The organism is Streptomyces sp. NPDC102514 (genome assembly GCF_055584525.1).
This window is the reverse complement of the sequence record NZ_JBVJLW010000033.1, coordinates 26,470-52,307: the sequence shown is the minus strand read 5'-3', so window position 1 is coordinate 52,307 and position 25,838 is coordinate 26,470. Positions and strand designations below refer to the sequence as shown.

General features: G+C 72.6%; 22 protein-coding genes and 1 riboswitch. Of the genes, 13 read left to right on the top strand and 9 right to left on the bottom strand.

The window, feature by feature from the left end:
• The first annotated feature begins 375 nt into the window (after window positions 1-375).
• From ACZ60E_RS43690 to ACZ60E_RS43675, 4 genes are all read left to right on the top strand, one after another.
• Window positions 376-1,026, top strand: a complete 651-nt coding sequence (locus tag ACZ60E_RS43690) for a class I SAM-dependent methyltransferase (protein WP_469447948.1) — start codon at window positions 376-378, stop codon at window positions 1,024-1,026.
• A 64-nt stretch (window positions 1,027-1,090) separates the two neighbouring features.
• Window positions 1,091-2,071 (top strand): N-acetylmuramoyl-L-alanine amidase, encoded by a 981-nt coding sequence (locus ACZ60E_RS43685; protein WP_469447941.1) that lies wholly within the window; start codon window positions 1,091-1,093, stop codon window positions 2,069-2,071.
• 158 nt (window positions 2,072-2,229) lie between these two features.
• Entirely contained in the window at window positions 2,230-3,084 is an 855-nt protein-coding gene (locus ACZ60E_RS43680; RefSeq protein ID WP_469447940.1) for a hypothetical protein, read from the top strand.
• A 126-nt stretch (window positions 3,085-3,210) separates the two neighbouring features.
• Complete coding sequence (locus ACZ60E_RS43675; protein WP_469447938.1) at window positions 3,211-4,218, top strand: LLM class F420-dependent oxidoreductase; 1,008 nt, start codon at window positions 3,211-3,213, stop codon at window positions 4,216-4,218.
• A 368-nt stretch (window positions 4,219-4,586) separates the two neighbouring features.
• Here ACZ60E_RS43675 and ACZ60E_RS43670 read toward each other — a convergent pair whose 3' ends face one another.
• From ACZ60E_RS43670 to ACZ60E_RS43660, 3 genes are read right to left on the bottom strand one after another with little or no spacing between them, the layout of a single operon-like run.
• Window positions 4,587-5,372, bottom strand: coding sequence for a hypothetical protein (locus ACZ60E_RS43670; protein WP_469447936.1), 786 nt, complete (start codon window positions 5,370-5,372; stop codon window positions 4,587-4,589).
• Window positions 5,359-6,954: a substrate-binding domain-containing protein gene (locus ACZ60E_RS43665; RefSeq protein WP_469447934.1), complete on the bottom strand. Its 1,596-nt coding sequence runs from the start codon at window positions 6,952-6,954 to the stop codon at window positions 5,359-5,361. Before ACZ60E_RS43665 ends, ACZ60E_RS43670 begins: the two co-directional genes overlap by 14 nt.
• Window positions 6,951-8,174, bottom strand: coding sequence for a hypothetical protein (locus tag ACZ60E_RS43660; RefSeq protein ID WP_469447932.1), 1,224 nt, complete (start codon window positions 8,172-8,174; stop codon window positions 6,951-6,953). Before ACZ60E_RS43660 ends, ACZ60E_RS43665 begins: the two co-directional genes overlap by 4 nt.
• Before the next feature lie 305 nt (window positions 8,175-8,479).
• On the opposite strand from ACZ60E_RS43660, the gene ACZ60E_RS43655 reads away from it, so the two are divergent.
• Window positions 8,480-8,770: a hypothetical protein gene (locus tag ACZ60E_RS43655; RefSeq protein ID WP_384807553.1), complete on the top strand. Its 291-nt coding sequence runs from the start codon at window positions 8,480-8,482 to the stop codon at window positions 8,768-8,770.
• Window positions 8,771-8,801: 31 nt separating this feature from the next.
• Here ACZ60E_RS43655 and ACZ60E_RS43650 read toward each other — a convergent pair whose 3' ends face one another.
• From ACZ60E_RS43650 to ACZ60E_RS43640, 3 genes are read right to left on the bottom strand one after another with little or no spacing between them, the layout of a single operon-like run.
• Window positions 8,802-9,872: a prenyltransferase gene (locus tag ACZ60E_RS43650; RefSeq protein ID WP_469447930.1), complete on the bottom strand. Its 1,071-nt coding sequence runs from the start codon at window positions 9,870-9,872 to the stop codon at window positions 8,802-8,804.
• Window positions 9,869-10,612, bottom strand: coding sequence for a class I SAM-dependent methyltransferase (locus ACZ60E_RS43645; protein WP_107018434.1), 744 nt, complete (start codon window positions 10,610-10,612; stop codon window positions 9,869-9,871). The genes ACZ60E_RS43650 and ACZ60E_RS43645 overlap by 4 nt, the downstream gene beginning before the upstream one ends.
• On the bottom strand, window positions 10,606-12,048 hold the full coding sequence (locus ACZ60E_RS43640) for a glycosyltransferase family 4 protein (RefSeq protein WP_469447928.1): 1,443 nt from the start codon (window positions 12,046-12,048) through the stop codon (window positions 10,606-10,608). Before ACZ60E_RS43640 ends, ACZ60E_RS43645 begins: the two co-directional genes overlap by 7 nt.
• 231 nt (window positions 12,049-12,279) lie before the next feature.
• Between ACZ60E_RS43640 and ACZ60E_RS43635 the strand changes: the two genes are divergently transcribed.
• Window positions 12,280-12,927 carry a TetR family transcriptional regulator gene (locus ACZ60E_RS43635; protein ID WP_469447926.1) on the top strand — a complete coding sequence of 216 codons (648 nt, stop codon included), beginning with the start codon at window positions 12,280-12,282 and terminating at the stop codon, window positions 12,925-12,927.
• A 194-nt stretch (window positions 12,928-13,121) separates the two neighbouring features.
• Here ACZ60E_RS43635 and ACZ60E_RS43630 read toward each other — a convergent pair whose 3' ends face one another.
• Window positions 13,122-13,355: a ferredoxin gene (locus ACZ60E_RS43630; protein ID WP_384807548.1), complete on the bottom strand. Its 234-nt coding sequence runs from the start codon at window positions 13,353-13,355 to the stop codon at window positions 13,122-13,124.
• Between the two features lie 2 nt (window positions 13,356-13,357).
• Window positions 13,358-14,815: an aldehyde dehydrogenase gene (locus ACZ60E_RS43625; protein ID WP_469447923.1), complete on the bottom strand. Its 1,458-nt coding sequence runs from the start codon at window positions 14,813-14,815 to the stop codon at window positions 13,358-13,360.
• Window positions 14,816-14,974: 159 nt separating this feature from the next.
• Between ACZ60E_RS43625 and ACZ60E_RS43620 the strand changes: the two genes are divergently transcribed.
• On the top strand, window positions 14,975-15,997 hold the full coding sequence (locus ACZ60E_RS43620; RefSeq protein ID WP_469447921.1) for an MBL fold metallo-hydrolase: 1,023 nt from the start codon (window positions 14,975-14,977) through the stop codon (window positions 15,995-15,997).
• 7 nt (window positions 15,998-16,004) lie between these two features.
• Here ACZ60E_RS43620 and ACZ60E_RS43615 read toward each other — a convergent pair whose 3' ends face one another.
• Complete coding sequence (locus tag ACZ60E_RS43615; RefSeq protein ID WP_469447919.1) at window positions 16,005-18,137, bottom strand: ATP-binding protein; 2,133 nt, start codon at window positions 18,135-18,137, stop codon at window positions 16,005-16,007.
• A 276-nt stretch (window positions 18,138-18,413) separates the two neighbouring features.
• Between ACZ60E_RS43615 and ACZ60E_RS43610 the strand changes: the two genes are divergently transcribed.
• The 6 genes from ACZ60E_RS43610 to ACZ60E_RS43585 all read left to right on the top strand — a co-directional run bounded on the left by ACZ60E_RS43610 (window position 18,414) and on the right by ACZ60E_RS43585 (window position 25,836).
• Complete coding sequence (locus tag ACZ60E_RS43610) at window positions 18,414-19,418, top strand: PP2C family protein-serine/threonine phosphatase (RefSeq protein ID WP_469447917.1); 1,005 nt, start codon at window positions 18,414-18,416, stop codon at window positions 19,416-19,418.
• A 281-nt stretch (window positions 19,419-19,699) separates the two neighbouring features.
• Window positions 19,700-19,778, top strand: a riboswitch (cobalamin riboswitch).
• A gap of 171 nt (window positions 19,779-19,949) precedes the next feature.
• Window positions 19,950-21,236: a prenyltransferase/squalene oxidase repeat-containing protein gene (locus ACZ60E_RS43605; protein ID WP_469447915.1), complete on the top strand. Its 1,287-nt coding sequence runs from the start codon at window positions 19,950-19,952 to the stop codon at window positions 21,234-21,236.
• Window positions 21,233-21,940 carry an SCO2322 family protein gene (locus ACZ60E_RS43600; protein ID WP_469447913.1) on the top strand — a complete coding sequence of 236 codons (708 nt, stop codon included), beginning with the start codon at window positions 21,233-21,235 and terminating at the stop codon, window positions 21,938-21,940. Before ACZ60E_RS43605 ends, ACZ60E_RS43600 begins: the two co-directional genes overlap by 4 nt.
• Before the next feature lie 13 nt (window positions 21,941-21,953).
• Window positions 21,954-23,201 carry an energy-coupling factor transporter transmembrane component T gene (locus tag ACZ60E_RS43595; RefSeq protein WP_384807534.1) on the top strand — a complete coding sequence of 416 codons (1,248 nt, stop codon included), beginning with the start codon at window positions 21,954-21,956 and terminating at the stop codon, window positions 23,199-23,201.
• Entirely contained in the window at window positions 23,198-24,925 is a 1,728-nt protein-coding gene (locus ACZ60E_RS43590; RefSeq protein WP_469447911.1) for an ABC transporter ATP-binding protein, read from the top strand. Before ACZ60E_RS43595 ends, ACZ60E_RS43590 begins: the two co-directional genes overlap by 4 nt.
• Window positions 24,925-25,836, top strand: a complete 912-nt coding sequence (locus ACZ60E_RS43585) for an ECF transporter S component (protein ID WP_469447909.1) — start codon at window positions 24,925-24,927, stop codon at window positions 25,834-25,836. The genes ACZ60E_RS43590 and ACZ60E_RS43585 overlap by 1 nt, the downstream gene beginning before the upstream one ends.
• Window positions 25,837-25,838 lie beyond the last annotated feature (2 nt).

Below are 25,838 nucleotides of genomic sequence, written 5' to 3'. Positions count from 1 at the left end.
GCGGACCTCGCTCGGTATGCGCATACCACACCAACGACGCAGAGACCGTGAAGCAACGTGTTGATTCTTTACGAGCCCTAAGGGGCGCGGGGAACTGCGCGGCCAGCCACAGCGGACCCGCAGACGAATCCCAGCAGCCCCGGGGCCCGGATCGCCGGCTGCAGGCCCATCGTGGCTGGCCGCGCAGTTCCCCGCGCCCCTAGGGGGTGGGGCCCGGCGGGGTGGCCTTCGAGTGCGGGCCCGTCGTGGCTGGTCGCGCCGTTCCTCGCGCCCCTAGGGGGCGCCCCGGGCGCCCCTCTCGGGGCGGTGGCGGTCGCGTGGGGCACCATGGCCACGCACGCACACCCCCGTACGTACAAGACCTGGAGGAACCCCATGCCCCCGGCCCCCACCCCCTCAGTGCTCGCCGCGTTCGAGGGGGCCAAGGGGTTCATGCCCGTGGAGGAAGGGCTCGCTCTGTATGGGGCCGGCGTCGAGGCGGGGCGGCTCGGGCTGCCTCTGTTGGAGGTCGGGACGTACTGCGGCCGGTCCACGATCCTGCTCGCCGACGCCGCCCGCGAGGCCGGTGTCACGGCGATCACCGTGGACCACCACCGCGGCAGCGAGGAACAGCAGCCCGGCTGGGAGTACCACGACCCCTCCACGGTCGACCCGGAGCTGTCCCTCATGGACACCCTGCCGACCTTCCGCCGTACGCTCCACCGGGCTGGCCTGGAGGACCACGTGGTCGCGGTCGTCGGCCGTTCCCCGCAGATCGCCGCCTTCTGGAACTCCCCCCTCGGTCTCGTCTTCATCGACGGCGGCCACACCGACGAGCACGCGAGCGGCGACTACGAGGGCTGGGCGCCCCACGTCGCCGAGGGCGGGCTGCTGCTCATCCACGACGTGTTCCCGGACCCGGTGGACGAGTTCACGGGCCAGGCGCCGTACCGCGTGTATCTGCGGGCGCTGGAGTCGGGCGCGTTCACTGAGGTCTCGGTGACGGACTCCCTGCGGGTGCTGCGCCGCACGGGCAAGGGGATCTGAGGAAGCGCCACCCCGGCCCCCTCCCTCCACTCCGACCGCCCGGCGGACCCGTAAGGTGTTGGCCGTGTCATACGTAGGCCCGGACTTCGAACCCCCACGCCCCCCGCGTCACCCCCTGCGCGGACCCCTGACCGTCGCGGTCGCCGCGCTCGTACCGGGAGCCCTGGTGGGCTGGCTGGTGTGGCAGGCGGTCGGCGGCTCCGACGACGGGGACGGATCTGCGTCCGCGCAGACGTCGGCCGCAGCGAGCGCGTCCGCATCCGCACGTTCGTCCGAGCTGCCGGGCCCCTCCGAGGACGGCAAGGACCGGACCGGCGGCGGCACCGGCCAGTCGGGCGGCGGTGAGGAGTCCGGCTCCTCCGCCGGCTCCGGCCCCCTCAAGGGCAAGGTCGTCGTCATCGACCCCGGTCACAACCCCGGCAACTTCCGGCACCCGTCCGACATCAACCGCAAGGTGAACATCGGGACGAACTGGAAGGAGTGCGACACGACGGGTACGTCGACCAACGCCGGTTACACCGAGGCCGAGTTCACCCTCGACGTCTCGCACCGGCTGCGCACGATCCTCAAGAAGGAGGGCGCCACGGTGAAGTTCACCCAGGACGGCGACCGCGCCTGGGGCCCGTGCGTCGACGAGCGGGCCGAGATCGGCAACAAGGCCGGGGCGGACGCCGTCGTGTCGATCCACGCGGACGGCTCGGCGGCCGGCAACCGCGGCTTCCATGTGATCCTGCCGGGCTCGGTGCACTCCGGCGCCGCCGACACCCGCCCCATCGTGGCCTCGTCCCGCGCGCTGGGCGAACGCATCGCCGGCGGTTTCCTGCGCACCACCGGCGGACCGCCCTCCAACTACATCGGCGACGGCACCGGCCTCGATGTGCGCAAAGACCTCGGCGGTCTCAATCTGTCAACGGTTCCGAAGGTGTTCATCGAGTGCGGCAACATGCGCGACACCAAGGACTCCGCGCAGCTGACCAGCGGCGCGTGGCGGCAGAAGGCGGCGGAGGGAATCTCTGAGGGAATCGTGAGTTTCCTGCGCGGGTAGCGATCAGAGGGGACATCCGGGCGGACACCCGTGTAGGGCGGGCGATAGTGTCCTCCCTACGATAAGGGGCCACCCCTGCGCTGCACACCACGACCTGACGGCGACGTGGTGGGAGCGACGCCTCTACCGATGACGAGACGACTGACGAAGGACCTGAAGTGAATATCCGCTCCCTCACTAGGGGCGACGGCGTGGTGATCGGAGCAGCGGTTCTGCTGTTGATCGCGTCGTTCCTCGACATCTACTCGATCGATGGGGCCCCCGACAGCGCCGACATCCCGAACGCCTGGGGCAGCGGCCCGGTTCTCCTGAGCGTCACCCTGGCCGGCATCATCGGCGCAGCGCTGATCGTCGTCGCCCGCGGTCTGCCGCAGGCGCCGAAGGTCGCCGGTCTCGACCTCGGCCCGTTCGGTGTCGCCTTCGCGGTGTTCGCCGCCTGGAGCGCCCTCGGGAACATCTTCGACCCGGCCGGCGGCTTCGACAACAACGGTGGCAGTGACGCCATCGGCAGCGGCACGGGCCTCATCCTCAGCTTCATCGCGACCCTGGTGCTCGCCGGTGCCGCGATCGCCACCCCGCTGGTCCCGGCCCTCAAGGGCGCGCTCCTGCCGCCCCCGAAGCCGGCCGCCCCGCAGCCCTACGGCGGTCAGCCGCAGGGTGGTTACGGCTACCCGGGCACCCAGCAGCCCGGCCCGTCCTTCGGCGGCCAGCCCGGCCAGCCGCAGCAGGGTCAGCCGTTCGGCACCCAGCCCGGTCAGCCCCAGCCGCAGCAGCCCCACCAGGCGCAGGCCCCGCAGGCGCAGCAGCCCGCCGGGGACTTCGCCCCGTTCTGGTTCGCGGTGCCGGTGGCCCGTCCGCTGTTCGCGGAGGACGGTTCGCCCACGCCGATCGCCGAACTGGCGCCGGGTACGTGGTACTTGGCCGTCGAGCAGCGCGGTCCGAGCCTGGTGGCCCAGACGCAGGACGGCCGCCGCGGTGTGCTTCAGGACACGTCCGGGATCCAGCGCGGCTGACCCCGTCACCGCCGGTCCGTCACGGCCCTCCGCCCAGGGTGCTCCTCGGAGCCCTTCCGGGCGGGGGGCCGTTCCCGTACAGTCGGCCCGGCCCGGATGACATCTGACGGACCGTCAGGAGTGTGTATGCGGCTCGGACTCGCCCTCGGATACTGGGGCCGCGGCCCCTCGGCCGACCATGTGCCCCTCGCCCTGGAGGCGGAACGGCTCGGCTACGAATCGGTGTGGACCGCCGAGTCCTGGGGCTCGGACGCCTTCACCCCGCTCACCTGGATCGCCGCGCAGACCTCAAGGATCAAGCTGGGTACGGCGGTTGCCCAGATGGCGGCCCGCTCCCCCACCACGACCGCGATGCACGCGCTCACGCTCGACCACCTGTCGGGCGGGCGCATGATGCTCGGCCTCGGGCTGTCCGGACCACAGGTCGTCGAGGGCTGGTACGGGCGGCCGTTCCCGAAGTCACCGCTGACAGCGACCCGGGAGTACGTCGACGTCGTACGCCAGGTCCTGCGGCGCGAGGGGCCCGTCGAACTGGACGGCCGCTTCCACTCCCACCCGTACCGGGGCGGTGACGGCACGGGCCTCGGCAAGGCCCTCAAGCCCATCACGCACCCGCTCCGATCCGACCTGCCCGTCCTGCTGGGCGCCGAGGGGCCGAAGAACATCGCCCAGACGGCGCGGATCGCGGACGGCTGGCTGCCGCTGTACTGGTCGCCGATGCGGACAGCGGTGTACGAGGCCTCGCTGGGCGCGGCGCCCGAGGGGTTCCTCGTCGCTCCGATGGCCCGCGCGAAGGTGTGCGACGACGTCGCCGAGGGGTTGCTGCCGGTGAAGGCGATGCTCGGCTTCTACATCGGGGGGATGGGGCATGCGGCCCGGAACTTCCATGCGGATCTGATGGGGCGGATGGGGTTCGAGGAGGAGGCTCGGCGGGTGCAGGAGTTGTTTCTGGCGGGGCGGCGGGAGGAGGCGGTGCGGGCCGTGCCGGACGCGTTCGCGGACGAGATCTCTTTGATCGGGCCGCGCGCGCGGATCGCTGAACGCCTGGACCTGTGGCGCAAGGGCCCGATAACGGACCTCCTGCTCCTGTCCCCGGACCCCCACACACTACGAGTCCTGGCGGACCTGAACTAGCCGCTCCGCGGGCTGGCCCGCTTCGCCACCTGCAGCCGAGCGGGGGCAGACGGCGCAGTTCCCCGCGCCCCTAAAAGCCGCGGGCCCGGCACGCTGTCACCTGCGGGTACGTCGTGGTTGCTCGCGCCGTTCCCCGCGCCCCTAAAAGCCAAAAGACTGCGCAGTTCCCCGCGCCCCTAAAGATCGGCGGCCTCTGGCGGGCCCCTTTAGGGGCGCGGGGAACGGCGCGGCCAGCCACCACGCAGCCGCACACGACAGTGCACGCCCGCCCCCCAAGGGGCGCGGGGAACTGCGCGGCCAGCCACAGCGGACCCGCAGGCTTCAGTGCGCGGTCGGTCACCACGCTCCCGCAGGTCACTGCGATCGCGTCAGCGGAATATCGCTATCGCTTCCAGCGTGACCTCTCGGGTGTCCTCTCGCCAGCCCGTCATCTTGCCGAGGCAACGCGCCTGGAACGTGCCGTCGTTGAGCCGTTCGTTGCGGAGTCCCCCCGCCGCACAGGTGACCCTGACATGCGCGGGCTGCCCCGGATCCCCGTACGGCGCCCGCAGTACGATCCCCTGCGCCGTCCCGGATTCCGACTGCGGCTCCACCAGGAAGCGCCCCCGGAGCGAGACGAACTCCTCGACGTCGCTGAGCGCGACACCACCGGCCCCGGCCCCGAGCGCCTCGGCGAGGGCGCGGTTCGGAGTGACGTCCCCGGTGCGCAGGTCCGCGTGGACGATGACATCGGCCTGTTCGAACGCGTCCAGCAGCATTCCGATCACGGAGATCGGCTCACTCTTGGCCACGTAGCTGCTGAACTTCTCCTGTGTGACATCCCGGTTCGCCTTGACCGTCCACGGCAGCAGCCGCCCCCACAGCCCCACGCTGGTGTTGACGTTGGTGCGGTGCTCGACGGCCTGTTCCAGCGCCGCGCTGTAGTTGCCGATCCGGTAGAGGTCCATCACCGCCTTCTCGTCCAGGTAGAAGCAGACGCTGTACGCGGACCGCTGCCCCACGCCCCGCCCGCCGAGGCGCCCGCGTCCGCGCCCGCGTTCCCGCACGTGCCGCACCAGCACCGCCCCGAGTGCCACCAGGCCGGCCGCGGTGACGAGCCACACCGTCATCCACGGCCACCACACACCCCACCACTGCGCGTCAACGACAGCCACGGATCTCCTTGAACGCCTCGGAAAGGGACGATCCCCACGCGTCCGCGTCCACCATGCGTCCGCCCGTCCTCCCGGCGGCGCGCCGGAGGGCCACGGCGTCCGCCTCCCCGAAGTGCACGGGGTAGGTGTGGACCGCGGCACGGGTCTCGGCGGACCGCGCCTCGTAACGGCGTACGAACTCCTCGTACGCGATGCCCGCGTTGTTCTCGCCGTCCGTCATCAGCACGATGGACACGGACCGTGCGGGTTCGTCGGCCAGCGCGGCGGAGGCCGTGCGGTAGCCGTGGTCGAGCGCGGTCCAGACGGCGGTCGCGTCGCCGTAGCCGCCGTGCGCGACGACGTCGGCGAGGGTGCGGAGGTCCTGCCGCCCCCGGACGGTGACGGTCCGCTCCTCCAGGACCTGCCCGCCGAACCGTACGACGGTGAGCCGCTCGCCCTGGTAGAAGCGGGCGAAGGCGCCCGTCGCCGAGGCGTCCGCGCCGCTGAGGTCGGCGAACGCCTCGCGCAGTTCCGTCATGCGTTTCCCGCGCATCGAGCCGGAGAAGTCGAGGAGGAAGACGACCTGGTCGGCGATGCGGTGGGCGGGATCGCCGTAGTCGTCGAGGAGGCGTTCCAGGACGTCCGGCCGGTCGGGGAAGTAGAGCGCGTTGCCGACCTGCGCCCGCAGCTCTCCCTCCCTGGCGACCGACGGGTTCACCGGGCGCCGCAGTGCCGTCCGCATGATCTTCCGCTGTACGGAGTCCTGCCGCAGCCACTCCACCACCTTGTCGTAGGCGGCCCGTCGGCCCGGGTCGAGGAGGAGCAGCGGGAAGTCGGCGAGGACCGTGCCGTCCTTGGGGCGCACGATCTCCAGTTTCTCCTTCAGCCGGCGGCCGGAGTTGAGGGCGAGGAGGTCGGACTCGTAGGTGATGAGCGCGTTCGCCGTGCCGGGGTGGTCGACGAAGTCGTCGAGCAGGTCGCGGGTGGAGGCGGCGGTGATCCGCTGTCCGGAGCGGAAGCCGCGCAGCCGGTCGCAGGAGACGTCGGCCTCGCGCAGGGCGCCGCCGGTGCCGGCCGCGGCGGTGGCGACGCCGACGAGTGCGGCGAGGCCGGTTCCCGTCCGCCGCGGGTCGGCCATGCCGAAGCGTACGGTCCCGGTGGCGGCGGCGTCGGCGAGGTCGGCCCAACTGAGTTCGGTGTCAGGCGATTTGGCGTGGAGTGCGCGTGCCGCGGCCGGGCGCAGGCCGACCACGACCGGCGAGAGCATGGTCGGGGTGCGCAGCAGGCCCCGGGCGGTGGCCTTGTGGCGCAGTTGGAAGGAGCGGTCGGTGGAGAGCCAGGCGACCTCGTGACCGCCGCCGTCCTTCGCGGTGGAGGCTCCGGTGGCGGCCAGCGCCTCGCCGGTGTCGGCGTCGGCCCGGTAGTCCATCTGCAGCTCGACCCCGGTGTCGGACCTCAACTCGTCGAGCAGCGGCTCCAGTACGGCGAGATCGGGTCCGGCGAGGACCCGCAGGGTGGTCGGGTCGTCGGTGTCGGCGGAGCAGGCGGCGGTCATGGCGAGGGCGAGGCACAGCGTCAGGATGCCCAGCCGGCGGCGCCTCATTTGGTGTCCCGCCGGGCCGACTGCGCGGGCGGGCACTCGCCGACCGTCTGGATCATGCGCTCCAGCAGGGGCAGGCGCGGGAGGACCGCCTTGGTGTCGTCGGCCGAGGTGACCGGCACCTGGATACCGCGGTCCGCCAGGAAGGCAGCCAGCTGGTCGCTGGTCGAGTCGCTGGTGGCGTCCCGTACCCGGAAGCCCAACTCCATCGCCTTGTGCTGGAGTTCGGGGTCCTCGGTGACCAGTTCGCCGAGCCGTTCGCCGTCCCCGGTGAGGGCGACGAGCTGGGGTTCGGTGACGAACCGGGTCGAGGGGTAGAGCAGGACGCGCCCGCTGTCCGGTCTGCCGTGCTCGGCCTCGTACCGGATCTGGTGGGCCAGGAACTGGTGCTCGTAGATCACCGAGATGGGGGCAATGCTCTTGCCGTCCACGGACAGGTAGGTCTCGGCGCGCTCGGAGCCCGGCAGGCCCTGTTCGATGAGCAGTTCCTTGATGTCCTTGGCGTATCTGTCGGCGTCCTTGCCGTTGCCGGGGGCGTCGTTGCCGTGCCATACGAAGGAGACGAGGCCGAGGTAGGTGCCGCCGGAGTTGGAGTCGCAGACGTCCGAGGTCTGGGCGAGGATCTTGTTGCCGTTGTGGACGCCGTGCTTCTCGATGTCCAGGTCGTCCCATCGCCTGCCCTGCTTCGTCTGCTGCAGGAACTTGCCCATGTCGAGCGTGTAGTACAGCGGCTCGGCGGAGCCGCCGGAGGTGCCGGCCGGCTGGGGCCTGGCGATGTCCGCGTCGTCCAGCGTCCGGGCGTACTCCCGGTACGTGGCGAGGACGATGGGGCTGACGAAGGGCCGGTAGGTGAGGGCGGGGTGGCCGGCCTCGGCGCGTTCGCGGGTGATCAGGTCCGCGGCGGGCTGTCCGGAGGGGAAGACGACGTCGTACCCGGCGACGTCCTGTGTGGCGATGTCCCGGGAGCCCATGCGGGTGATGTGCACCCGGAAGCCGTGTTTCATGAGGATGCGCCGGACCTCGGGGTTCTCGAAGAAGTCCCGTTTGGAGGCCATCTTCGCCTCGATGGTGACGATCCGGTCGAGCGGCAGCGTCAGATGGCCGGAGGCCAGGAGCAGGACGAGGCCGATGACGGGGACGGGCAGTGCGAGGGTCAGCGTGCGGCGCAGCCGGCTGCGGACGGGTCCGCCGACCGCGAGCCGGGGTTCCTCAGCGGGACCCACCGGTCGCACCGGCCCAACGGACGGATCGGACGGATCAGAGGGGACGGAGGGTGCGGACGGGGCGGGTGGATCGGACCGGGCGGGTCTCTCGGATCTCGCGGATCGTGCGGCGGGTCCTGCGGGTCTCTCGGCTCTGTTCGCGGGCACCGGCGTCTCCCCCTACTGTGGGGCAGGATCGTCGGTGACCGTGCTTACCGCCGAACCACCTCACGGCGAACGGCAGTTGAGATCCAGAGTAAGGGCTGACGAACCATCATGAGGAGAGCCCGAGGTTTCATACGGGATTCAAGGGCTACCCGCATGACATGTCCTCTCGATATCGCAACGGTTCCCACTCGGCCGGCCGCGTCATAGCCATCGTTGCCGACATCATGGCCTTCATCCTGGGCCTCTGGATCCTCATGTACCTACTGGACGCCAACCAGGGCAATTCGTTCGTCCAGTTCATCCATGACTCCGCACGCTGGCTCGCCGGCTGGTCGCACGACCTGTTCACGTTCGACGAGCAGTGGGCACGGGTCGTTGCGGGCTACGGCCTCGCAGCCGTCGTCTACCTCTTCATCGGTCACGCGATCGCCAATCGCGTACGCAGCTGATCCCCTCCTGGCCGCGTACGCGACCGACCCCCTACCGGCAGCAGTCGGGGTCCAGTCCGAACGGCAGGCGGTCGCCGCCGAAGACCGCGCAGGTCGCCTCGTCACCGCCCAGTGCGGCCACGGCGAGGAGCAGGGAGCCCGCCGTCCACGAGGTGAGCTCCTCCGGCCAGATCGCCCGTGAGTCGAAGACGTAGCCGGTCCAGTACAGGCCCGTCGCCGGGTCGCGCAGATGCTGGATCGACTGCAGTATCTCCAGCGCGCGGTCGGACTCGCCCACGACCCACAGGGCCAGGGCGAGTTCGGCCGATTCGCCGCCCGTCACCCACGGGTTGGGCACCACGCAGCGCACGCCGAGATCCGGGACCACGAACCGGTCCCAGTCCCGCTCGATGCGCTCCTTCGCCGCGGCGCCGGTGAGCGCGCCGCCCAGCACCGGGTAGTACCAGTCCATCGAGTAGCGGTCCTTGTCGAGGAACCGCTCGGGGTGCCGGCGGATCGCGTGGCGCAGCGCGCCCACCGCCAACTCCCAGTCGGGCTGCGGCTCTTCGCGTTCCTCGGCAATGGCGAGCGCGCAGCGCAGCGCGTGGTGGACGGACGAACTCCCGGTCAGCAGCGCGTCCTCGACGGCCCGGCCGTCGTCCTCGCGCTTCCAGCCGATCTGCCCGCCGGGCCGCTGGAGCGCCAGCACGAACTCGACCGCGGCGAACACCACGGGCCACATCCGGTCGAGGAAGGTGTCGTCGCCGGTCGCCAGGTAGTGGTGCCACACGCCGACGGCGATGTACGCGCAGAAGTTGGTCTCGCGTCCGCGGTCGGTGACCTCGGCGGCGTCCCCGTCGGCGTAGGCCGCGTACCAGGAGCCGTCCTCGTTCTGGTGCCGGGCCAGCCACTCGTAGGCGCGGGCGGCGGCCTCGTGCTCGCCTGCCGCGTCCAGGGCCATGGCGGCCTCGGTGTGGTCCCACGGGTCGAGGTGATGGCCGCGGAACCACGGGATGGCGCCGTCCGTGCGCTGTACGGCCAGGATGCCCCGGACGGTCTGCGCGGCCTCTTCCGCGGTGAGCACCCCCGTCAGGACGAGGTGTTCGGTGCGCGGAGTCGTCACGAAGCGTCCGTGAGGGTGGCCGCGGGCAGGTGGGGCTTGGTCGCGTACGCCACGAAGCTCTTGCCGATCAGCGGGTTGAGCGCCTGTTCGGCGACCCGGGTCGCGAGGGGCTTCTTCATGATGTCCCAGACGAGGAGCTTGTGGTACGCCCGTACCGGCAGCGCCTTGTCGTTGTCGACGCCGAACGCGCACTTGAGCCACCAGTAGGGGCTGTGCAGCGCGTGGGCGTGGTGCGTGCCGTACGGCCGCAGGCCCGCCTCGCGGATCTTGCCGAGCAGTTCGTCCGCCTTGTAGATGCGGATGTGGCCGCCCTCGACCTCGTGGTACGCGTCCGACAGCGACCAGCAGACCTTCTCGGGCCCGTAGCGCGGCACGGTGATCGCTATGCGCCCGCCGGGCCTGAGCACGCGGACCATCTCGGCGAGCACGCCCTTGTCGTCCGGGATGTGCTCCATCACCTCGGAGATGATGACGACGTCGAACGACTCGTCGGGGAAGGGCAGCCGCAGCGCGTCGCCCTCCATCGCGGTCGCGGTGGCGCCCTCCGGTGCCTCGCCCGCCTCCTTCATCGCGGCGAACCACTTGGCGACCTCGCGGATCTCCTCGCCGTTCTGGTCCAGCGCGACGACCTGGGCGCCGCGCCGGTAGCACTCGAAGGCGTGGCGTCCGGCCCCGCACCCGAGATCCAGCACACGGTCCCCCGGGGCAAGCGGAAACCGGGAGAAGTCGACGGTCAGCACGTGGTCCTGCTTTCACGGTGAGGGGTGTCCACGGGGGTGGCGGCGGGGGCCTGCTCCCCCTCCTGCTGGGCCGCGGAGCGGCCGGGGGTCCGGGCCGCGGAGCGGCTGTGTGCCCCCGTCGCGGAGCGATGGGCCTCGGCGATCGCCTCGCGGTAGCGGGCCACCGTGCCCTCCGCGGCGCGGGCCCAGGTGAACTTCTCCAGTACGCGTGCCCGCCCGGCCGAGCCGAGCCGCGCACGCAGACCGGGGTCGCCCAACACCCTGCTCAGCGCGACGGCCAGTGCCCCCGCGTCGCCGGGCGGCACGGCCAGGCAGGTCTCGCCGTCGGGTCCCGCGACCTCGGGGATGGCTCCGCCGGTGGTGGCCACCAGGGGCGTACCGGTGGCCATCGCCTCGGCGGCGGGCAGCGAGAAACCCTCGTACAGGGAAGGCACGCAGGCGACCTCGGCGGACCGTACGAGGTCGACGAGTTCCGCGTCCGAGATGCCCTTCACGAACTCGACGGCGTCTTCGAGCCCGTACCGCTCGATGAGCTGGGCGACCGGCCCGTCCTCGGCGCGCCTGCCGACGACCACGAGGTGGGCGGCGGGATGCTCGGTACGGACCTTGGCGAGCGCCTCGACGAGGAAGACGAGCCCCTTGAGGGGGACGTCGGCGCTGGAGGTCGTGACGATCCGGCCCGGCACCTTCGGCACGGACGGATCGGGCGAGAAGAGGTCGGCGTCGGCCCCGATGTGCACGACGTGGATCCGCTCGTCGCGTACGCCGAGGTGATCGACGATCTCCTGGCGGGACGTGCCGGAGACGGTGAGCACGGACGCCAGGCGGCGCGCGACACGCTTCTGCATCCGCGTGAACGCGTACCAACGGCGGACGGACGCCCGCTTGCGGCGGCTGCCGGCGGCGTCCAGCTCCAACTGCCGGTCCACGGTGATGGGGTGGTGGATGGTGGTGACCAGCGGCGCGCCCACGTCACCCAGCAGCCCGTACCCCAGGGTCTGGTTGTCGTGCACGACGTCGAAGTCGCCGCGGCGGGCGCGCAGATGGCGGCGGGCGCGCAGCGAGAACGTCAGCGGCTCGGGGAAGCCCCCGGTCCACATCGTGCCGACCTCGACCGCGTCGATCCAGTCGCGGAACTCGTCGCGCCCGGGCGTACGAAAGGGGTCGGGCGAGCGGTACAGGTCGAGACTGGGCAGCTCGGTGAGGGAGAGCCCGTCCAGGTCCTCGCCCTCGTCGAGCACCGGGTAGGGCTGCGAGCCGATCACCTCGACGTGGTGGCCCAGCCGGGCGAGCTCGCGCGAGAGATGACGTACGTAGACGCCCTGGCCGCCGCAGAACGGGTTCCCTTTATAGGTGAGGAGCGCGATGCGCAGCGGTCGGTCGGCGTCGGCGGCCGAGCCCGCGTGGAGGCCTGCCTCCATGGCCTCATGGGTCACTCTCGGCCCCCTTCTTCCAGCACGTTCCCGCGAGATTACTTCGGGACGGTAATCTAGAACAAGTTTCAGACTTGATCGTTCAGGGAGCACTGAATCTACCGGCAGGTAGCCCTCCTGTGAGCGGTGGATCGGGTGATTCACGCCACGGCGGGACCTCTACTCTGCTGTCACCCGACCCGCCCCCGCCCGCCCCACCGCCCTCTGTTGTACGAACGTCACGGAACGGGATCCATGTCTGCGGAAGCCAAGACTGCGGCGAAGGCCGCGCAGCCGCCCGTACGGGCCGCGCAGCCGGTCACTCCCCCGCTCACCGAGCGCCAGGAGGCGCGCCGGCGGCGGATCCTGCACGCGAGCGCGCAGTTGGCGAGCCGGGGCGGCTTCGACGCGGTACAGATGCGGGAGGTCGCGGAGTCGTCCCAGGTGGCCCTGGGCACGCTGTACCGCTACTTCCCGTCGAAGGTGCATCTGCTGGTCGCGACCATGCAGGACCAGCTGGCTCATATGCACGGCACGCTCCGCAAGAAGCCGCCGACGGGGGACACGGCGGCGGAGCGGGTGGCGGAGACGCTGATGCGGGCGTTCCGCGCGCTGCAGCGCGAGCCGCATCTCGCGGACGCGATGGTCCGCGCGCTCACGTTCGCGGACCGCAGCGTCAGTCCGGAGGTCGACCAGGTCTCCCGCCAGACGACGGTGATCATCCTCGACGCGATGGGCCTGGACGACCCGACCCCGGCCCAGCTCTCCGCGGTCCGCGTGATCGAGCACACCTGGCACTCGGCCCTGATCACCTGGCTCTCCGGCCGCGCGTCGATCGCCCAGGTGAAGATCGACATAGAAACGGTCTGCCGCCTCATCGACCTGACATCCCCCCGGGACTGACGCTGCGGGGCCGCCCCCATGGCGCGTTCCCGGGTGCGGGCCGGCGGGCCCGAAAGATTGCGCAGTTCCCACCGGCCCGCACCCGACGACGCACCTCGCACCACCGCACCACAAAGGGGCGCGGGGAACTGCGCAATCTTTCGGGTCCACCCCCACCGGCGCAGCCGCACACGCACCGCCCGCCGCAGGCGCCCTCATTCCTCCGGAGGAAACACCGTCTCCCCGCTGCCCAGCAGGGCAATCATGATCGCCTCCACAGGACACCCCTCCGCCGCCTCCAGAATCTCCTCGTTCGCGTCCGTCTCGGACTCCGCGGGATGCGACTGCATCGCGGAGTCGAGACGAAAGGCCGCAGGGGCGACATGCGTGCACTGCGCCGACCCGATGCACAGCGACCGGTCGACCTCCACACGCCAGCGGTCCCCCATCCTCAGGCCTCCCACCCGGCCGGCAGATGGATCATCTTGTGCTCCAGGTACTCCCCGTACCCCTCGGGCCCGAACTCCCGCCCCAGCCCGGAGTTCTTGTAGCCGCCGAACGGACCGAGCATGTCGAGGCTGAAGGTGTTCACGGAGTACGTCCCGGTCCGCACCTGCCGCGCCACGTCGATGCCCCGCGCGACATCCCCCGTCCACACGCTCCCGCTCAGCCCGTAGTCGGAGTCGTTGGCGATCTTCACGGCCTCCGCCTCGTCGCCGTACGGGAGCAGGCAGATCACCGGCCCGAAGATCTCCTCGCGGGCGATCCGCATGGAGTTGTCGACGTCGCCGAAGAGCGTCGGCTCGACGTACCAGCCGCGGTCGAGTCCGGCGGGCCGCCCACCGCCGGTGAGGATCTTGGCGCCCTCCTCCTGGCCGATGCGGATGTAGTCGAGGTTGCGCTGCTGCTGCCGCCGCGCGACCAGCGGGCCGACCTGGGTCGCGGGATCCAGCGGGTCGCCGACCACCAGCGCGTTCGCCGCCGCCGCGAACGCCTCCGCGAACTCGTCGTAGCGCGAGCGCGGCAGCAGGATGCGGGTCTGGGCGACACACGCCTGGCCGTTGTTCATCCAGGCCGCCGAGACGATGCCCGGCACCGCGGTCCCGATGTCCGCGTCCGGCAGGACCACGGCCGCCGACTTCCCGCCCAGTTCCAGCGTCACGCGGGTGAGGTTGCGCGAGGCGACCTCCATGACGCGCCGGCCCGCCCCGACCGACCCGGTGAAGGAGACCTTGTCGATCCCGGGGTGCCCGACGAGGTACTCGCTGACCTCGCGGTCCGCCGGCAGGATCGACAGGACGCCGTCCGGCAGCCCGGCCTCCTTGGTGATCTCGCCGAGTATGTACGCGTCCAGCGGCGACTCGGGCGACGGCTTGAGCACGACCGTGCAGCCGGTCAGCAGGGCGGGCGCGAGCTTGGCCGCGGCCACGAACTGCGGCACGTTCCACGGGACGACGGCCGCCACGACCCCGACCGGCTCACGGCGTACGAGGATCTTCCCGAGCACTCCGTCGCGCGTCTCCTCGTACGTGAAGCCGCGGGCGACCGTGATCGCCGCGTCCCACACCATCATCGCGCCGAGTGCCTGCGCGAGGACGCTCCAGGAGTACGGGGAGCCGTTCTCGGAGGAGATGACCCGGGCGATCTCCTCGTGCCGTACGGCGATGGCGTCCTTGATCCGGGTGACCACCTCGATGCGCTCGTCGAGGGTCATCCGCGGCCAGGGCCCCTCGTCGAAGGCGGTGCGTGCCGCGGCGACCGCCCGGTCGACGTCCTCCCGCGCGGCGTGCGGCACCCGGCCGATGACCTCCTCGGTGTGCGGGGAGACCACCTCGATGACGTCCCGGCCGCTGGGAGCGGTCAGCTCGCCGCCGATGAACAGCTGTGCGTGTTCCACGAGTTCGGTCATGACCGACTGCCTCTCCGAGGACAACGAGGACAACTCCTGACGGTGCATCAGACACTGAAACTGATACCAGTTCCACTTGGAGGAGTCCACGGAGCGCACAGCACTCCCATTGGAACCGGTTCTAGTTATAGTGGCCGGGAGTCGGCGACAGGGGAGCCCATGCCACAGGTGACCGATCACGGCGGGGGCGTACGGTCCATCGCGGTCCCCATCCCGGACAACCCGCTCGGGAACACGCTCGTGTACGTCGTGGACACCGACCGCGGACCGGTGCTGATCGACACGGGCTGGGACGATCCGGCCTCCTGGGACGCGCTCACCGAGGGTCTGACGGCCTGCGGGACGGCCGTCGGGGAGATCCACGGCGTGGTGATCACCCATCACCACCCCGACCACCACGGCCTGTCGGCCAAGGTGCGCGAGGCGTCGGGCGCGTGGGTGGCCATGCACGCCGCCGACATCGCCATCGTGCGGCGGACCCGCGAGACCAGGCCCGGCCGCTGGTTCACGTACATGGCGGACAAGCTGACCGCCGCGGGCGCCCCCGAGGAGCATGTGGCACCGCTGCGCACCGCCCGCTCCCGGCTCCCCGGCCTCTCCCCCGCGCTCCCCGACCGGGAGATCGTCCCCGGCGAACTCCTTGATCTCGCCGGCCGGCGGCTGCGCGCGGTCTGGACCCCGGGCCACACACCCGGCCATGTCTGCCTCCATCTGGAGGAGAGGCATCCCGCCCAACTGCCGGGCAACGGGCGGCTGTTCTCCGGGGACCATCTCCTGCCGAGGATCACCCCGCACATCGGGCTGTACGAGGACCCGGACGACGACAGCGAACCCGATCCGCTCGGCGACTACCTCGACTCCCTGGAGCGGATCGGCGGCCTCGAACCGGCCGAGGTGCTCCCGGCCCATCTGCACGCCTTCACCGACGCCCCGTCCCGCGTACGGGAGTTGCTGGACCACCACGAGGAACGCCTCACCGGCCTCCTCACCCTTCTCGCCACCCCGCTCACCGTGTGGCAGGTCGCCCGACGGATGGAGTGGAACCGCCCCTGGGCCGACATCCCGTACGGCTCACGGAACATCGCCGTCTCGGAGGCGGAGGCCCATCTGCGCCGCCTGGTGAAACTGGGCCGCGCGGAGCCGGTACCGGGCAGCGATCCGGTCACGTACAGAGTGGTTTGACGGCTCGTCAGGTTTCGTGGAAGTCCTCCACCGCGTAGGCGATGCCCCGCTCGTACGACATGGCCAGCCCCTCCGCGTACGCCCGCGTGTAGGCCTCGGTGCCGATCTCCTCGTGGACCAGGTCCTCGCAGGAGCGGCGCGCGGAGATCAGGTCCGGTGACTGCATCTGGGCGTTGCCGAGGCGTTCCCAGATGCGCTGGCCGATCGCGAGGAGCCGGGCCGCGCGCCACCCGTCACCGGTCGCCACCACCGCCGAGGCCAGGATGTCGAGGGTGTGGGCGACACCGAGCGTGCTGTTCAGCAGGGAGTGCGCCGCGACGGCCGTACGGGCGTTGCGCGTCGCCGCGGGCAGGTCGCCCTCGGCCAGGTCGATCTGGGCGAGGAAGCAGTCGGCGAAGGCGCCCGCCCAGCGCTCGCCGCGCCGCACGCTCTCCGCGCGGACCTCGTCGGCGACCGCCCTGGCGCCGGCCAGGTCCCCGCGCAGCAGGTGGGTCAGCGAGAGCGCGAGCCGCACCTGGAGCTGCGCGGAGCCCAGCCAGTCGTCGCGGACCGGGAGCGGTTCGGCCGCGGCCAGGACGACCAGCGCCTCGCCGAGCCGCCCGCGCAGGAGCAGATGCCCGCCGGTGACGTACGCGGCGCCGACGACGGCCACCGCGTCGCCCTGTTCCACGGCCGCCGCCGTGCACACCGCCGCCCAGCGTTCGGCGCTGTCCAGGTCGCCCTGGAGGAGGGCGACGGCGGCCCTCGCCCACAGGGCCCGTACGAGGTCGGGGCCGGGCGCCGGATCGGCGGTGAGCACCTGGTCGAGACAGTGCTGCGCGTCCCGCAGATAGCCGCAGTGGCGCCACAGGAAACCCATGTCGGCCGCCGTGCGCAGGGCGGTGGGGCCGTCGCGCTCGGACAGCGCGCAGTCCATGGCGGCACGGAGATTGTCGTGTTCGGCGATCACCCGCTCGCACCAGGCCGGTTGGCGGCCGGTGTTCCACTCCGTGCAGCCGCCGCGTGCGAGGCTGCGGTAGTGGTCGAGGTGACGCAGCCGCAGGGTCCGTTCCTCGCCGAGGGCGCGCAGCCAGTCGCCGCCGAAGTCCCGGACGCTGTCGAGGAGTTGGAAGCGCCGTTCGTCCGTGCGGTGGCGCAGCACGATCGACTGCTCGACGAGCCGTTCCAGGACGGCCGCGATCCGTCCGGCGGGCAGGGGGCCGCCGGAGCAGACGTCCTCGGCGGCGGCCAGGTCGAAGCCGCCGGTGAACACGGAGAGCCGCGCCCACAGCAACCTCTCGACAGGCGCGCACAGTTCATGGCTCCAGCCGATGGCCGTGCGCAGGGTGCGGTGCCGCAGCGGCCCCTCGTCGAGTCCCGCCGCGAGGAGGTCGAGCGGGGACGGCAGCCGCTCGCCGAGCCGTTCGTCGAGTTCACCGAGGGAGACCTCACCGAGGCGGGCGGCGGCCAGTTCGATGGCCAGCGGGATGCCGTCCAGCCGGCGGCAGACGGCGGCGGCCGGGCCCGCCGAGTCCTCGTCGAGCACGAAACCGGCGCGTGCCTCGGCGGCCCGCTGGGCGAACAGGTCGAGCGCGTCACCGGGCCGTCCTCCTCCCCGGCCACCGGGATCCTCTCCGTCCCCCACCGGCAGCGGGTCGGTCGCCACGCGGAGTTCGGACGGATGGCCCAGGTGCTCCCGGCTGGTGGCCAGGAACCGCACACCGGGCGCGGCGGGCAGCAGGGCGCGGACCAGGTCGGCGCAGTCGGGGAGCACGTGTTCGCAGGAGTCGAGGACGATCAGCGCCTCCTTGTCCGCCAGCCAGTCGGCGAGCACCTCGGTCACCGGGGACGTCGACTGGTCGGCGAGCCGCAGCGCCTCCACGACGGCGAAGCCCACCAGGCCCCGGGCGCGCAGCGGCGAGAGTTCCACGAACCAGACGCCGTCCGGGTACCGGTGCGAGGCGCGGCGGGCGGCGTTCAGGGCCAGCCGGGTCTTGCCTACGCCGCCGGTCCCGACGAGCGTCACCAGACGTCCCTGCCCCGCGCGCGCCGGGTCCAGCAGCGCGTCGAGCCGGGCCAGTTCGCGTCGTCGGCCGACGAAGCTCCGGGTCTCCGGCGGCAGGTTCCCCGACCGCCCCTCGGTCGTCGTGTTCTCCGGCACGGCAACGCCCCTCCCCGCACGGTTCCCTGCACGGCATACGAGCGAGCCCCGCGGGATCGCGCAACCCGGCCAGTGTGACGCGGCCGGCGGGCCACTTCGAACCGCTCCCCCGCGGCGCGGAAGAACTCGGTCCCACGCCGTCACTTGCGGACACATTGCGTCGAGATCCGATCAACACCCTGTCGGTGCGGGAGCGGAAGGGGATATTCGGAGACCGTCGCGCGAAGGCCGTCGCGAAGGCCGCCCAGAGGGGCGGGGAGAGGGCGGAACGAGCGGATGACCCGCGACAGCAAGGAGACCCGACGCGGCCGGTGGCGACGCTTACGCGGCCCCGGCCGGCCTCTCCGGTGCGGCACGTCCGGCGACCTCCGCCAGCTCTCCGAGGGGCGGCTCCTCGCGCCTTCGGCGATCTGCGTGCTCATCGCCGCCCCCGCGCTCCTGCTGGACCACGTCCCGCCCGCCGTCACCCTCACGCAGCTGCTGCTCGGCTGCGGGTTCACCGTGCACGCCGTGCGGCAGCGGGACCGGCTCCTCGCGCGGCTCGCCGAGGTGCGCGAGGTCGCGCGGATCACCCAGGAGGCCATCGTGCGGCCGCTCTCCCGGAACCTCGCCGGCACGCACGTCTCCACGCGCTACCACTGCGCCGTGCGCGAGTCGGGGCTCGGCGGAGACCTGTACGACGTCGCCGTGACGTCCTTCGGCCTGCGGGTCCTCGTCGGTGACGTGCGCGGACACGGCCTGGAGGCCATCCGGCTGACCGCCGAGACGGTGGCCGCCTTCCGCGAACTCGCCCACACCGTCCCCGACCTGCCGTCCCTCGCCGCCAGCCTGGACCAGCGTCTCGCACCGGACCTGGGCCCGGAGGACTTCGTCACCGCGCTCCTCGCGGAGTTCGCACCGGGCGAGGTCCGGCTGGTCAACTGCGGCCATCCCGCGCCGCTGCGCTCCGGCCAGCGGGTGGAACTGCTCGAACCGGCCGTCGCCACACTGCCGTTGGGGCTGCGCCCCGACCCCCTCCAGTACCGCGTACGCCTCCAGCCGGGCGACCGTCTCCTCCTCTACACCGACGGCCTGACGGAGGCACGTGCCCCCGACGGCACGCTCTTCCCCTTTCTCACGGAAGCGACCCACGCCCTGAGGGACCCCCTCCCCGACGAGGCCCTGAACACCCTGTACACCAGCCTCCTCACCCACACGACAAAACCCCCCAAGGACGACCTGGCCCTCATCCTCTGCCAACCCACCCACGCGTCCGCCTTGCCGGCGCAGTTGGGGTGCTGAGGGGGCGTGTCCCGGGTACGGGCCGGTGGGGGCTGGCCGCGCAGTTCCCCGCGCCCCTGAAAGCCGGGGCTACGCCCCGATCCATCCGACCCCCGCCCCACCCCCCGGGGCACGGGACCTTCGCACCGCCCCCGCCCCCCAGGGGCGCGGGGAACTGCGCGACCGGCCCCCTCCGGCCCGCAGCCGAGCCACCCCCCGAACCACCCCGGAGGGCTCCGCCGGCAGGCACCCGCATTCCTACGGGCCGGTACAGTGAGCAGGTCGCCATCACAGCCGTACGGGGGGAAGCCGGTGCAAATCCGGCGCTGACCCGCAGCCGTGTGCCGCCCCGTTCCCAGCGGGCGGCAAGCCGGATTGCCCCGTGCGGAACGTGATCGGCTCGCGTCACCGGACCGCCGGTGACCGGCACCGTCGAGGCATACGGGGCCGAGCCGCCCGGGGCTCCGGGCTGCCCGGCTCCTCCCGCACCGGGAGAGCCGAAGGGGCACCCCCGTCGGCGAACCGCTGAGTACAGAGAGGCACCCGCCGATCATGTTTGTCCGCCGCAGCGCCGCGGTACTGGCCGCCACCGCCGTGATCGGCACGGCGTTCGCGCCGGCCGCCCTCGCCGACGCGTCACCCTCCGCGTCCCCGTCCCCCGCGCTCCCCTCGGGTCTGTACGGCAGCACCGACCCCACGTACGACGGTGTCTGGCGGCAGTCGCTGGCGCTGCTCGCCCAGCACACCGTGGACGTGCGGCCCGCGGCTAAGGCCGTCGACTGGCTCACCGGACAGCAGTGCGCCGACGGCGGCTTCGCGGCCTACCGCGCGGACCCCGCCACGAAGTGCGACGCCAAGACGCAGGTCGACACGAACAGCACCGGCGCCGCACTCCAGGCCCTGACCGCGCTCGACGCCGACGACGCCGTGACCGGTGCGGCCGTGAAGTGGCTGAAGTCCGTGCAGAACGAGGACGGCGGCTGGGGGTACCTGCCCGGCGGCGCCAGCGACACCAACTCGACGTCCGTCGTGATCGGGGCCCTGGAGGCCGCGGACACCGACACCGAGGACCTGCGGTCCAAGGACGACCGGACACCGTACGACGCCCTGCTCGCCCTCGCCCTCCCCTGCGGCAAGGACGGCAAGGGAGGCGGCGCCTTCGCCTTCCAGCCCGACAAGAAGGGCAAGCTCGCGGCGAACGCCGACGCCACGGCCGCGGGCGTGCTCGGCTCGCTCGGCGAGGGTCTGGTGACGGACCCCGAGGACGACGGACAGTCCACCACGCCCTCGGGCACCGGCACGGCCGCCGAGTGCGCGGGCGGCGACTCCCCCACCCCGGAGCAGGCGGCGGCCGACGGCGCCGCGTACCTCGTCGGCGCGGTCGCCAAGACCGGGCACCTGGAGTCCGCCCTCGCGGGCGCCGAGGACCAGCCCGACCACGGCAACACCGCCGACACGGTCGTCGCGCTCGCTGCGGCGGGCAGGACGGCCGACGCCGGCAAGCCGCTGGCCTGGCTGGAGAAGAACTCCGGCCCCTGGGCGGCGGAGAGCGGCCCGGCCGCGTACGCGCAGCTGATCTTCGCCGCACACGCCACGGGTACGGATCCGCGCGACTTCGGCGGCGCCGACCTGGTGAAGCAGCTCGGCGCGACCGGCCCGGCGGCACAAGCCGCCGCCAAGGACGACAAGGACGGCAAGGACGACGAGCAGGCCGCCCAGGACGAGAGCGAGGACGACGGCGGGGTCAGCGTGTGGTGGATCGTCGGGGTCGGCCTGGTCGGCGGCATCGGCGTCGGCTTCCTCCTCAGTACCCGGACCAAGAAGCAGCGGCAGCCGTGACCCTCGACCGCCCGGCCCTGCGCGCCCTGCTGGTCCTGGGCCTCCTGCTCGCCGTACTCGGCACGGCGGGGCAAGCCCAGGCGGTCGGCTACCGCTACTGGTCCTTCTGGGACCACGATTCCACCGGCGGTACGTGGGTGTACGCGCCCCAGGGCCCGTCGACCGCGCGGCCGTCCGACGGAGACGTCCAGGGCTTCCGGTTCTCGGTGAGCGAGGACTCGAAGCACTCGGCGAAGCCCCGCGGTGAGAGCGGTTTCGCGGCGATCTGCGCGAAGACGCCCGCGCGGGAGGGCGCCAAGCGGGTCGCGCTGGTCCTCGACTTCGGTACGGCCGAGGACGCGCCGGCCGGTTCGGCACCGCCGGATCCGAGCCCGCGCACGGCCTGCGCGCGCGTCGACGAGGACGCGACGACCGCGGACGCCCTCGCCGCCGTCGCCAAGCCCCTGCGCTACGACACGAACGCCCTGCTGTGCGCCATCGCGGGCTACCCCCGTACGGGCTGCGGCGAGGCCGTGTCGGACGACGCGGCGACCGGCGGCCACGCCAAGACCTCCCCACCGCCCCGCGCGGCGAGCGAACCCGCCGACGGGGACGGGGGCGGAGAGGGAGACGGCGGACCCTCGGTGGGCCTGCTGACCGGCATCGCCGCCGTGGCCGTCCTGGCCGCGGGCGCGCTCTGGCAGTCCCGCCGTCGCCGCGGCTGACGGGACACGACCGATGCCCAGCACCGACAAGCACCCCAGGAACACCGGGCGGCCCAAAACCCACGACCGCCCCGCCGCAGCCCGCGCTCGCGGGGCCGAAACCCCGGCGGCGCGCCCCGCCACCCCCTGGTCCCGCCTCCGCGCCCCCCGGGCAACCCGTACCAACGCCCTCCACCCCGGCGCCTGGTGGATCTGGGCCCTGGGCCTGGGGACGGCCGCGTCCCGCACCACGAACCCCCTCCTCCTGGCTCTCCTCGTCGGCGTCGCCGGTTACGTGGTGGCGGCGCGCCGGACGGAGGCCCCCTGGGCCCGGTCCTACGGCGCGTTCGTGAAGCTCGCGCTCGCCGTGCTCGGCATCCGGCTGGCCTTCGCCGTCCTCCTCGGCTCGCCCATCCCGGGCACGCACACCCTCGTCACGCTCCCCGAACTCCCCCTCCCCGACTGGGCGCAGGGCATCCGCGTGGGTGGCCGGGTCACCGCAGAAGGCCTGGTCTTCGCCCTCTACGACGGTCTGAAACTCGCCACGCTCCTCATCTGCGTGGGCGCCGCGAACGCCCTCGCGAACCCGGCCCGCCTCCTCAAATCGCTCCCGGGCGCCCTGTACGAGGCGGGAGTCGCCGTCGTGGTCGCCCTCACCTTCGCCCCGAACCTGATCGCGGACGTCCAGCGGCTGCGCGCGGCCCGGCGGCTGCGCGGCCGTCCCGACCACGGTCTGCGCGGGCTGCTGCAGGTCGGACTGCCGGTCCTGGAGGGCGCGTTGGAGCGTTCGGTGGCCCTCGCGGCGGCGATGGACGCGCGCGGGTACGGCCGTTCCGCCGAGGTGCCCCCGGGCGTACGCCGTACCACCGCCGCCCTCACCCTCGGCGGTCTGGTCGGGGTCTGCGCGGGCACGTACGGTCTGCTCACCGCGGAGGGCGGCACCTACGGTCTGCCCGTGCTGCTCGCCGGACTCGCCGCCGCCCTCGGCGGCCTGTGGCTGGGCGGTCGCCGCTCGCTGCGCACCCGGTACCGGCCGGACTCCTGGGGCGTACGCGCATGGCTGGTCGCCGCGTCCGGCGCCGCCGTCGCCGCGCTCCTCGTCCTGTACGCCTCGACCGACGCGTGGGCCTACGCGGCCCTGCACCCCGGTGTCGTCCCCCTCACCGCGCCGGCCCTTCCCCTGTGGCCCGCCGCGGCCATCCTCCTCGGCCTCCTCCCCGCCTTCGTCGCCCCCGTCCCCGCCCCCTCGGACAGCCGTACCACCGGCAAGGAGCCCTCATGATCCGCTTCGAGGATGTCTCCGTGACGTACGACGGGGCGCCGGAGCCCACCGTCCGTGGCATCGAACTCACCGTCCCCGAGGGCGAGTTGGTGCTGCTGGTCGGCCCTTCCGGGGTGGGCAAGTCGACGCTGCTCGGGGCGGTGAGCGGACTGGTTCCGCACTTCACCGGCGGCACCCTGCGCGGACGCGTGACGGTCGCGGGCCGTGACACGCGCACGCACAAACCCCGCGAACTCGCCGACGTGGTCGGCACGGTGGGCCAGGATCCGCTCTCGCACTTCGTCACGGACACGGTCGAGGACGAACTCGCCTACGGAATGGAGTCGTTGGGCCTCGCGCCGGACGTGATGCGCCGCCGCGTCGAGGAGACCCTCGACCTGCTGGGCCTCGCCGACCTGCGCGACCGGCCCATCTCCACACTCTCCGGCGGACAGCAGCAGCGGGTCGCGATCGGCTCGGTCCTCACCCCGCACCCCGAGGTCCTGGTCCTCGACGAACCGACCTCGGCCCTCGACCCCGCCGCCGCGGAAGAGGTCCTCGCGGTCCTCCAGCGCCTCGTCCACGACCTCGGGACGACGGTCCTCATGGCCGAACACCGCCTGGAACGCGTCGTGCAGTACGCCGACCGGGTCGCCCTCCTCCCCTCCCCCGGCACCCCCTTGCTGCTGGGCACACCGGCCGAGGTCATGGCCGTGTCGCCGGTGTACCCACCGGTGGTCGCCCTGGGCCGGCTCGACGGATGGACCCCCCTGCCCCTCACGGTCCGGGACGCCCGCCGCAGAGCGGGACCCCTGCGCAACCGCCTCCAGACACTCCCGTACGAGGGACCGGGCACCCAGGGCCCCGTACCCGCTCTCCCACTCCCGGTGGAGGGTGCCGCGGCCACCTCGCGCCGTCCCAGGCTCTTCCGCAGGCGCCCGCCCGAGGTGCCGTCCGTCACCGCCCACCCGGCGGTGGTCACCGGCCTCGCCGTCCGCCGTGGCCGCACCGAAGTGCTCCACGACGTCACCCTGTCCGTCGCCCCCGGCGAGACCGTCGCGCTGATGGGCCGCAACGGCGCGGGCAAGTCGACCCTGCTCTCCGCCCTCGTCGGCCTCGTCCCCCCTTCGGCGGGTTCGGTCCGCGTCGGCGGGCTCCAGCCCCGTCGCACGGCACCCGGTGACCTCATCCGGCACGTCGGCCTCGTACCGCAGGAGCCCCGCGATCTGCTGTACGCGGACACGGTCGCCGGGGAGTGCGCGGCGGCGGACTCGGACGCGGGGGCCGGGGCGGGCACCTGCCGGGCCCTGGTGTCCGAACTGCTGCCGGGCATCGAGGACGACACGCATCCGCGCGACCTGTCGGAGGGGCAGCGGCTCACGCTGGCCCTGGCGGTCGTCCTGACGGCCCGGCCGCCCCTGATCCTCCTCGACGAGCCGACCCGCGGCCTCGACTACGCGGCCAAGTCCCGGCTGGTCACGCTGCTGCGGGCGCTCGCGGCCGAGGGGCACGCCATCGTCCTGGCCACCCATGACGTGGAGCTGGCCGCCGAACTCTCGCACCGGGTCGTCATCCTCGCGGACGGCGAACCCGTCGCCGACGGCCCGACGGCGGAGGTCGTCGTCGCCTCCCCGTCGTTCGCCCCGCAGGTCACCAAGGTCCTCGCCCCGCAGAAGTGGCTCACGGTCTCCCAGGTGCGCGAGGCACTCGGCGCGTCCGCGCCACCGGCAGGGGGCGCGCAGTGATGGACAGCCACCCCCCGCCACGGACTCAGCCCCAGGCCCGCCCCATCCGGCTCGGCCCGCGTTCCGTCGCCACCCTCGTCCTGGTCGGTGCCATCGGGCTCGCCGCGCTGACCTGGCCCTTCTTCAGCGGGCCGACCTCGCAGGTGGGCGCCCACTCGAAGGACGCGCCCTGGCTGTTCGCGGGGCTGCTCGTGCTGCTGGTCGGGGTCGTCGCGGCGACGATCTCCGAGTCGGGTCTCGGCCCCAAGGCCGTGGCCATGCTCGGGGTGCTGGCCGCGACCGGGGCCGCGCTGCGCCCCATCGGGGCCGGCACGGCGGGCATCGAGCCGATGTTCTTCCTGATGGTGCTGAGCGGGCGGGTGCTGGGGCCGGGGTTCGGCTTCGTGCTCGGGTCGGTCACGATGTTCGCGTCCGCGCTGCTCACGGGCGGGGTCGGGCCGTGGATGCCGTTCCAGATGCTGTCCATGGGCTGGTTCACGATGGGCGCGGGGCTGCTGCCGGGCCCGGACCGGCTGCGGGGCCGGGGCGAGCTGGCGATGCTGGCCGCGTACGGCTTCGTGGCGGCTTTCGCGTACGGCACGTTCATGAATCTGGCGGGCTGGCCCTTCATGGACGCGCTGTCGTCGAACGTGGCCTTCGACGCGCACGACGCCGTGCACACGAATCTGGCCCGGTTCGTCGCGTACTGCCTGGCCACCTCGCTCGGCTGGGACCTGGGCCGGGCCACGGTGACGGTCGTCCTGACCCTCACTCTCGGCGCGACGGTCCTCAAGGCGCTCCGCCGGGCCACGCGCAGGGCGGCTTTCGAGACGCCGGTCACGTTCGGGGATCCCGACGGCGAGCCCGACGGTGACCACGATGGCGGCCACGGTGGTGCGGCGCCGGTCACACCACCCGGCCGCACGCTGTAGAA

Coding starts and splice junctions, on each gene's coding strand:
- ACZ60E_RS43690 (WP_469447948.1), top strand. CDS start 376: ATGCCCCCGGCCCCCACCCCCTCAGTGCTCGCCGCGTTCGAGGGGGCC.
- ACZ60E_RS43675 (WP_469447938.1), top strand. CDS start 3,211: ATGCGGCTCGGACTCGCCCTCGGATACTGGGGCCGCGGCCCCTCGGCC.
- ACZ60E_RS43665 (WP_469447934.1), bottom strand. CDS start 6,954: ATGAGGCGCCGCCGGCTGGGCATCCTGACGCTGTGCCTCGCCCTCGCC.
- ACZ60E_RS43655 (WP_384807553.1), top strand. CDS start 8,480: ATGTCCTCTCGATATCGCAACGGTTCCCACTCGGCCGGCCGCGTCATA.
- ACZ60E_RS43635 (WP_469447926.1), top strand. CDS start 12,280: ATGTCTGCGGAAGCCAAGACTGCGGCGAAGGCCGCGCAGCCGCCCGTA.
- ACZ60E_RS43630 (WP_384807548.1), bottom strand. CDS start 13,355: ATGGGGGACCGCTGGCGTGTGGAGGTCGACCGGTCGCTGTGCATCGGG.
- ACZ60E_RS43625 (WP_469447923.1), bottom strand. CDS start 14,815: ATGACCGAACTCGTGGAACACGCACAGCTGTTCATCGGCGGCGAGCTG.
- ACZ60E_RS43620 (WP_469447921.1), top strand. CDS start 14,975: ATGCCACAGGTGACCGATCACGGCGGGGGCGTACGGTCCATCGCGGTC.
- ACZ60E_RS43610 (WP_469447917.1), top strand. CDS start 18,414: ATGACCCGCGACAGCAAGGAGACCCGACGCGGCCGGTGGCGACGCTTA.
- ACZ60E_RS43605 (WP_469447915.1), top strand. CDS start 19,950: ATGTTTGTCCGCCGCAGCGCCGCGGTACTGGCCGCCACCGCCGTGATC.
- ACZ60E_RS43595 (WP_384807534.1), top strand. CDS start 21,954: ATGCCCAGCACCGACAAGCACCCCAGGAACACCGGGCGGCCCAAAACC.
- ACZ60E_RS43590 (WP_469447911.1), top strand. CDS start 23,198: ATGATCCGCTTCGAGGATGTCTCCGTGACGTACGACGGGGCGCCGGAG.
- ACZ60E_RS43585 (WP_469447909.1), top strand. CDS start 24,925: ATGGACAGCCACCCCCCGCCACGGACTCAGCCCCAGGCCCGCCCCATC.